6 protein-coding genes are annotated in these 6,757 nt (G+C 69.4%); 2 read left to right on the top strand and 4 right to left on the bottom strand.

Features of this window, described 5'->3' with window-relative positions; genetic code table 11:
- Window positions 1–80: 80 nt before the first annotated feature.
- Window positions 81–1,457, bottom strand: a complete 1,377-nt coding sequence (locus ACFQ36_RS19520) for an MFS transporter (RefSeq protein ID WP_377016660.1) — start codon at window positions 1,455–1,457, stop codon at window positions 81–83.
- 242 nt (window positions 1,458–1,699) lie between these two features.
- Window positions 1,700–2,635: a dihydrodipicolinate synthase family protein gene (locus tag ACFQ36_RS19515; protein ID WP_377016658.1), complete on the bottom strand. Its 936-nt coding sequence runs from the start codon at window positions 2,633–2,635 to the stop codon at window positions 1,700–1,702.
- A 175-nt stretch (window positions 2,636–2,810) separates the two neighbouring features.
- Between ACFQ36_RS19515 and ACFQ36_RS19510 the strand changes: the two genes are divergently transcribed.
- The gene (locus ACFQ36_RS19510) at window positions 2,811–3,833 is read left to right on the top strand and encodes a LacI family DNA-binding transcriptional regulator (protein WP_377016656.1); all 1,023 of its coding nucleotides are present in this window, start codon (window positions 2,811–2,813) and stop codon (window positions 3,831–3,833) included.
- 72 nt (window positions 3,834–3,905) lie between these two features.
- Entirely contained in the window at window positions 3,906–4,340 is a 435-nt protein-coding gene (locus ACFQ36_RS19505; RefSeq protein WP_377016654.1) for a hypothetical protein, read from the top strand.
- Between the two features lie 474 nt (window positions 4,341–4,814).
- Here ACFQ36_RS19505 and ACFQ36_RS19500 read toward each other — a convergent pair whose 3' ends face one another.
- Together ACFQ36_RS19500 and ACFQ36_RS19495 are read right to left on the bottom strand one after the other, a co-directional pair.
- Window positions 4,815–6,185, bottom strand: a complete 1,371-nt coding sequence (locus ACFQ36_RS19500; protein ID WP_377016652.1) for an aspartate aminotransferase family protein — start codon at window positions 6,183–6,185, stop codon at window positions 4,815–4,817.
- A 32-nt stretch (window positions 6,186–6,217) separates the two neighbouring features.
- The coding region (locus tag ACFQ36_RS19495) for an aldehyde dehydrogenase family protein (protein ID WP_377016650.1) at window positions 6,218–6,757 on the bottom strand (540 nt) is incomplete at its 5' end.

Below are 6,757 nucleotides of genomic sequence, written 5' to 3'. Positions count from 1 at the left end.
GGGCCAGGGCCGGACACCCGGCGGTGTCCGGCCCTGGCCCGCGGAGCGCGGTGTGTTTCCAGGCGGTTGCCCTGTCTTGGTCAGGGCGAGAGTTCTTCCAGGACGCGGCCCTTGGTCTCGATCGCGAAAAACGCGGTGATGAGGCCTCCGATGACTGCAACGGCTGCGAAGGCGGCAAAGACCCAGGAGATGCCGTAGTCGGCGACGATCCAGGCGACCAGGAGGGGGCCGAGGCTGGAACCGGCGCGCAGCCAGGCGCTGCCGAAGCCGGTGCCGATGGCGCGGAGGCGGGTGGGGTAGAGCTCGGCGGAGTAGAGGTAGAGGGAGAACGAAATGGTCTGCAGGATGGCGTAGGCGATGCTGGCGAAGATGACGACCTGGGTGGTGGAGAGCTGGCCGAGGCCGGCGAGGAGGCCGAGGGGCACGGTGGCGGCCAGGAAGGCGACGGTGTACCAGCGCTTGCGCCCGACCCGGTCGATGAGGAGCGCGCAGGCGATGGACGCTGCGACTCCTGCCGCGGAGGTGATCCAGCCGTAGGCAAGGGAGGTCTGCAGGGGGGCCTTGAAGACCTCCTTGTAGAGGGTGGGCAGCCAGGTGATCAGTCCGTTGTTCACGACGTAGACGCTGATCCACAGGCCCCAGATCATGAACGTCCGCTTGCGGTAGACGCCCCTGAACAGCTCGCGCCAGTCCGAGCGCGCCGTTGCCTTGGGGTCAACGGGGCGCAGGACGGGCTGGGCAAGGGCGTGCCCGGCGCGGATGGCCTCGTCCTCCAGGCGGGTGACGACGGTATTGGCGTCCTGCACGCGTCCCACGGAGGCCAGCCAGCGGGGGGACTCGGGCATGAGCCGGCGCAGCGGAATGGTCAGGACCGCCGGAACGAGGCCGACGATGAACATGGCTCTCCAGCCGAAGGCCGGGACGAGGAAGAAGCCGGCGAGGCCTGCGAACATCAGGCCGACGGGGAAGATGACCTCGTAGAGGAGGAAAAAGCGGCCGCGCCGGCGGGCACCGACGAATTCATTGATGTAGGCGCTGGCGACCGGGACCTCCCCTCCGGTGCCGATGCCCTGGAGGAAGCGGAACATGATCATCGACCAGGCTCCCCAGGCGAAAAGGCAGGCGATGTCCATGGAGACGAACAGCACGATGGTGATCAGCAGGGTTGGCATGCGGCCGATTTTTTCGGCGAGGTGCCCGAAGAAGAGGGCGCCGACGAGCTGTCCGGCGTATCCGGCGGAGAGGATCAGGCCGACCTCGGCGGGGGAGAGGTTCCATGCGGTGACGAGCTGGGGCACCGCGAAGGCGATGGCGAGGACTGTGTAGGCGTCGAAGAAGGTGGCTGAGCCGATGACGACGCGGATCAGCGTCAGGCGTCTGGTGATGGGCAGGCGCTCCAGCCGGGCGACGAGCTCGGCGTTGGTGGCGGAGGTCTTTCCGCTGGCCATGGCGGTCATTATCGTTGACTTCCTCCTCTCCGCGGAGGCCGCGGAGGCTGTCGGGACTTCATTGTCACCGAACCGCGGCACCGGGGCGGGCCCGGACGGCGGACGGGAAGGGGCCGCAGCGCCTCCTTGGAGAGGACGAGGCGGTGGGCTGCGGCGCTGCTGCGGGGCGTTGCCGGCCCGGGCAGGTTCCGGGAAAGGTGGCGGACCGTCCGGCGTTCCGGACGGCCCGCCACCCTTGCGTGTGCCGGCGGTCAGGCGTTGGCGGTGACGCTGGTGAGGCCGGCCGAGGCCAGGGCATCGGCGATCTCCTGGTGTGCGCCTTCGGCCAAGGGCAGCAGCGGGGAACGGACGGCCGCGTGCTCGAGGACGCCCCGGGCGACCAGGCCCTCCTTGAGGGCGACGGTGCCTTCCATGTGGGAGCCGCGGTGGTAGACGGTCTTGGTGACCGGCAGCAGGCGGTCGTGGATGGCCCGGGCCGCCTGGTAGTCGCGGGCCTTGCCGGCGTTGATGAGTTCGACGAGCGGCTCGGGGGCCAGTCCGCCGTAGCCGACCAGGGCGCCGTCGACGTCGAACATGGTGTGCAGCAGGTACTCGTCGTGGCAGGTGAGGATCTGCAGGTCCGGGTAGGTTTCGCGCAGCACCGGGATCTCGGTGTCCCAGCGGCGCATGTTCCGCACGCCGTTCTTGGTGGCGAAGACGCCTTCCTGGCCGGCGATCTCAAGCTGGGTCTGCAGGTCGTAGGTCGCCTTCGTCGCGTCCGGGTACTGGAACAGGATCAGCGGCAGCCCGCTGGTCTCGTAGATTTCCCGGTAGCGGGCCTGCGGGGCGCCGGGCTGGAAGCCGAAGCGCAGCCAGCCGTGCGAGGGGTAGACCAGACCGGCCGAGGCCCCGGCGTCGACGGCCCGCCTGGCTTCCAGCGCAGCGACCTTGCTGCCCTCGCCGGTGATGCCGGCAATGATCGGGATGCGGGAGCCGACTGCCTCGCGGAACGCAGTGATGACGGCGGCCTGCTCGTCAGCAGTCAGGAACGTTCCCTCGCCGGCATGGCCCAGCACCACCAGGCCCTTGACGCCGTCGACGGAGGCGAGCCAGCTGCCCAGGCGCCCAATGGCGTCGAAGTCAACCGCGCCGTCCCTGGTGAACGGGGTGACGGGGGCGGGAACGAGGCCGCGGAGATCGAGTGTCATGACTTCCTTCTTTCCTTGCTGAGACTCTGCCGACTGCTTTTGCAATCGTTCTCGGGAACGTTTGCAATTCTTCGTGAGGTGGAGCACATTTGTCAATAGGCGGTTTCCGGGCGCCCGGATTTTCCGGGTTCCGGGCCCTCTAGACTTGGTGCAGGACAGGCGGAAGGACAAAGGCATGAACTCCACAGAGGTCCGGCGGCAGGTGACTTTGCGCGACGTCGCCGAGGCGACCGGCGTCAGCGTGTCCACGGTCAGCCGCATCCTGGACGCGCGCAGCACGTCGTCGCGCTCGGCCACCGCCCTGAAGGTGCGCCAGGCCGCCGAGGAGCTCGGGTACCGCCGGAACGTGTCGGCGGCGGGCCTGCGCAAGGGATCCACGGGCACCATCGGGGTCCTCGTGCCCCGGCTGAGCGACACCGTCATGGCCCTGATGTTCGAGGCGCTCGAACGCGCCGCCCGCGCCCGCGGTCACTTCGCCGTCGTGGCCACCAGCGGCGACGATCCGGCCGACGAGCGCCGGGCCGCCGAAACCCTGCTGGACCGCAACGTGGACGGGCTGATCCTGGCCTCGGCCCGGCTCGACGACACCCTTCCCGCTTCCCTGAGGGAACGGGAGGTGCCCCACGCGCTGGTGCTGCGCACCGACGGCACCAGCCCCTCGGCCCTGGGCGACGACGAAACCGGCGGCTACCTCGCCGTGCGGCACCTCATCGACCTTGGGCATACGGACATTGCCGTGGTGACCGGCCCGGACTTCGCCTCCACGGCCCGGGACCGGCTCGCCGGCGCCCGGCGCGCCCTGCTCGAGGCCGGGCTGGAGTTGCCCGCCGACCGCGTCGTCGGGCTCGGGTACCGGATCGAAAACGGCGTGGAGGCGGGCCGGTACCTGTTCGATCCGGAACGTTCCACCCGGCCCACCGCCGTCTTCGCCGCCAACGACAACCTCGCCCTCGGCATCATCGCCGCTGCCCAGCGCGCCGGCCTGGCCATCGGCGCGGACGTGGCCCTGGTCGGCTACAATGACATCCCGCTGGCCGAACGCCTTCCGGTGCCGCTGACCTCGGTGCGGGTTCCCTTCGACCAGATCGCCGAATCGGCCCTGCGCATGCTGCTCGAGCCGGCACCCGGCACCGGCCAGGTCTCCCGGGCCCTGCCGACCCTGATGCCCCGGGCCTCGAGCGGGCCTCCCCGCCGATAAGTGCGGGCCGGGACCCGTGAGGATAACCGCGACTATGTCCGGCCCGGTGGCCTCGGCCTTGGCCAGGATGCCTTGGCGGGCGAGCGCTTCCGATACCTCGTAGTGGCCTTTCTCCATGCCGAAGTTCCGGACCGGCCCGCAGCAGCCCGACACCTCGATGTCGCGTCCCATGGAGGCCAGCAACTGTTCGTCAGCACCGTACCCCATGACCGAGTAGTGATGGCAGTGGGGCTGGACGAGCAGTTTTCCGGCCGCGGCCGGCGGCTGCCAGCCGATGCCGGGGAGGAACTCCGCCACGGTCCGGACCGAGCCGGCGAGTTCGGCGGCCCGCGGGTCCTCGGGCAGCAGGTCCCCGGCGGCGGGCCGCTGCTGCACCAGCCGCGACGTGAGCAGGACGGTCTGTTCCGATCGTGGTTGCCGCGCCGGATGCGGTGGATGCTGACAGACTTATTTTCTGTGTCCGTGGTGTCCGGTCGCTTCCTGCCGCACCTCGTTGACACCGGCTAGTTCATCGGCGAATACGAGCTCACGGAGTCCCAGGTCTTGGTCGATGATCCAGAAGACGCCGTGTGCGCTGACAGTCTGTTCGATACGGGCGGTGCAGCGTCTTCCACAGGGCCAGCGGAGTTCGACAAGCCGACCCTCCAGCTCCCAGGGCCGGGGGAAGTTGCCGTCGGGGTTCTTGGTGGATGCCGCTTCGGAGGTGGTGCTGTGCATGGGACTCGCCTCGTGCTCGAAGATACGCCGGGGTTGCCTGGGGCAGTGGCCGGGGCTTGGAAGAGGGGTCGTACGGCCGCTTGGGACCTTCTGCGTCGCATCTTGGCCCGATCGGTCTCGGACTGCTTCGACGTACGCGTGCCGCCGTACCTGTCCGGGTAGAACCTCGAAGGATCTTGCAGCAGGGGCCGTCCCTGAATATGGGGTCTGATGGAGGGGTGTCAGGCGGGAGCCGGCCGGGGCAGGCTCCCGCCTGATGCGATACTAGTTCGCGTGCTTGTCGGCGACGTCCAGGGCGGCGTCGAGGATCTCCAGGCCGCGGAGGACCTCCGCATCGGGGGTGTTCAGCGGCGGGGCCACGTGGATGCGGTTGAAGTTCGCGAACGGGAGCAGGCCGCCGGCCTTGCACGCGGCGATGACCTCGTCCATTTCCGGGGAGGAGCCGCCGTAGGCGGCCAGGGGTTCGCGGGTCTCCCGGTTTTTAACCAGTTCCACCGCCCAGAAGCAGCCCAGCCCGCGCACCTCGCCGACGGACCGGTGGCGTGCGGCGATTTCGCGCAGCCGGGGGCCGATAACCTCCTCGCCGAGCCGCGCCGCGTGCTCCACCATCTGTTCCCCGGCCATGGCGCTGATGGTCGCCACGGCGGCGGCGCAGGCCAGCGGGTGCCCGGAGTAGGTCAGCCCGCCGGGGTAGGCCCGTTCGCGGAAGGTGTCGAAGACGGCGTTGCCGATGGCGACCCCGCCCAGGGGCACGTAGCCGGAGTTCACGCCCTTGGCGAAGGTGAGCAGGTCCGGGACCACGTCCCAGTGCTCGATCGCGAACCACTTGCCGGTGCGGCCGAAGCCGGCCATGACCTCGTCGGCGATGAATACGATGCCGTATTTGCGGGTCAGTTCCCGCACGCCCTCCAGGTAGCCGGGCGGGGGGACCATGATCCCGGCGGTGCCCGGGACGGATTCGAGGATCAGGGCCGCGATGTTGGCGGCGCCTTCGAGCTGGATGGTGGTTTCCAGATGCTCCAGGGCCCGCCGGCTCTCCTCTTCCGGGCTGGAGGAGTGGAACTGGGAGCGGTAGGGGAACGGGGCGTGGAAATGCACGGTGCCGGCGTCGCCGTAGTCGTTGGCCACCCGGCGGGGGTCGCCGGTGACGTTGACGGCCAGGTGGGTGCCGCCGTGGTAGGACCGGTAGGCGGAGAGGACCTTGTACCGGCCGGTGTGCAGCCGGGCCATGCGGATGGCGTGCTCGACCGCGTCGGCGCCGCCGTTGGTGAAGAAGACGTGGTCCAGGTCCCCGGGGGTCAGCGAGGCGATCAGGCGGGCGGCCTCGGAGCGGGCGTCGTTGGCGTGCTGCGGGGCGATGGTGCACAGCCTGCCGGCCTGCTCCCGGATGGCCGCGACCACCTTGGGGTGCTGGTGGCCGATGTTGGTGTTCACCAGCTGGGAGGAAAAGTCCAGCAGCCGGTTGCCCTCCCCGTCCCAGACCCAGGAGCCCTCGGCCTTGAGCACGGTCATCGGGCTGATCTTGTCCTGGGCGGACCAGGAATGGAACACGTGGGCCCGGTCCAGCTCGTACGCGCGCCGGCCGGCCTCGATTTCTTCGGCGGTCACCGGGGAAGCTGTCGTTTCGGTGGTCATCTGCGTCCTTTCGTGATGTCGGTGGTCCGCGCTTACGCGTTGGTCGGGAAGCCGAGGTTGAGGCCGCCGTGGCTGGGATCCAGCCAGCGGGAGGTGACGACCTTGCCGCGGGTGAAGAAGTGCACGCCCTCGGTGCCGTGGGCGTGGGTGTCGCCGAAGAGCGAGTTCTTCCAGCCGCCGAAGGAGTAGTAGGCCATCGGCACCGGGATGGGCACGTTGATGCCCACCATGCCGACCTGGATCTCGTTTTCGAAGCGGCGGGCGGCGCCGCCGTCGTTGGTGAAGATCGCGGTGCCGTTGCCGTACGGATTGGCGTTGATTAGGGACACGCCCTCGTCGTAGCCGGCCACCCGCACCACCGACAGGACGGGTCCGAAGATTTCGTCGGTGTAGATGGACATCTCCGGGGTGACGTGGTCGAAGAGGGTGGGGTTCAGGAAGAAGCCGTCGCCCTCCGCGTCCGGGGTGACCTGCCGGCCGTCGAGGACCATGGTCGCGCCGGCGGCTTCGCCGGCGTCGATGTAGCCGGCGACCTTGTCGCGGTGCGCGGCGGTGACCAGCGGGCCCATGTC

Origin of the sequence: Arthrobacter sp. GCM10027362, from assembly GCF_042679445.1 — a bacterium.
GTDB lineage: Bacteria > Actinomycetota > Actinomycetes > Actinomycetales > Micrococcaceae > Crystallibacter.
Note: the sequence above shows the minus strand (reverse complement) of the source record. Positions and strands in the feature narration are given on the sequence as shown.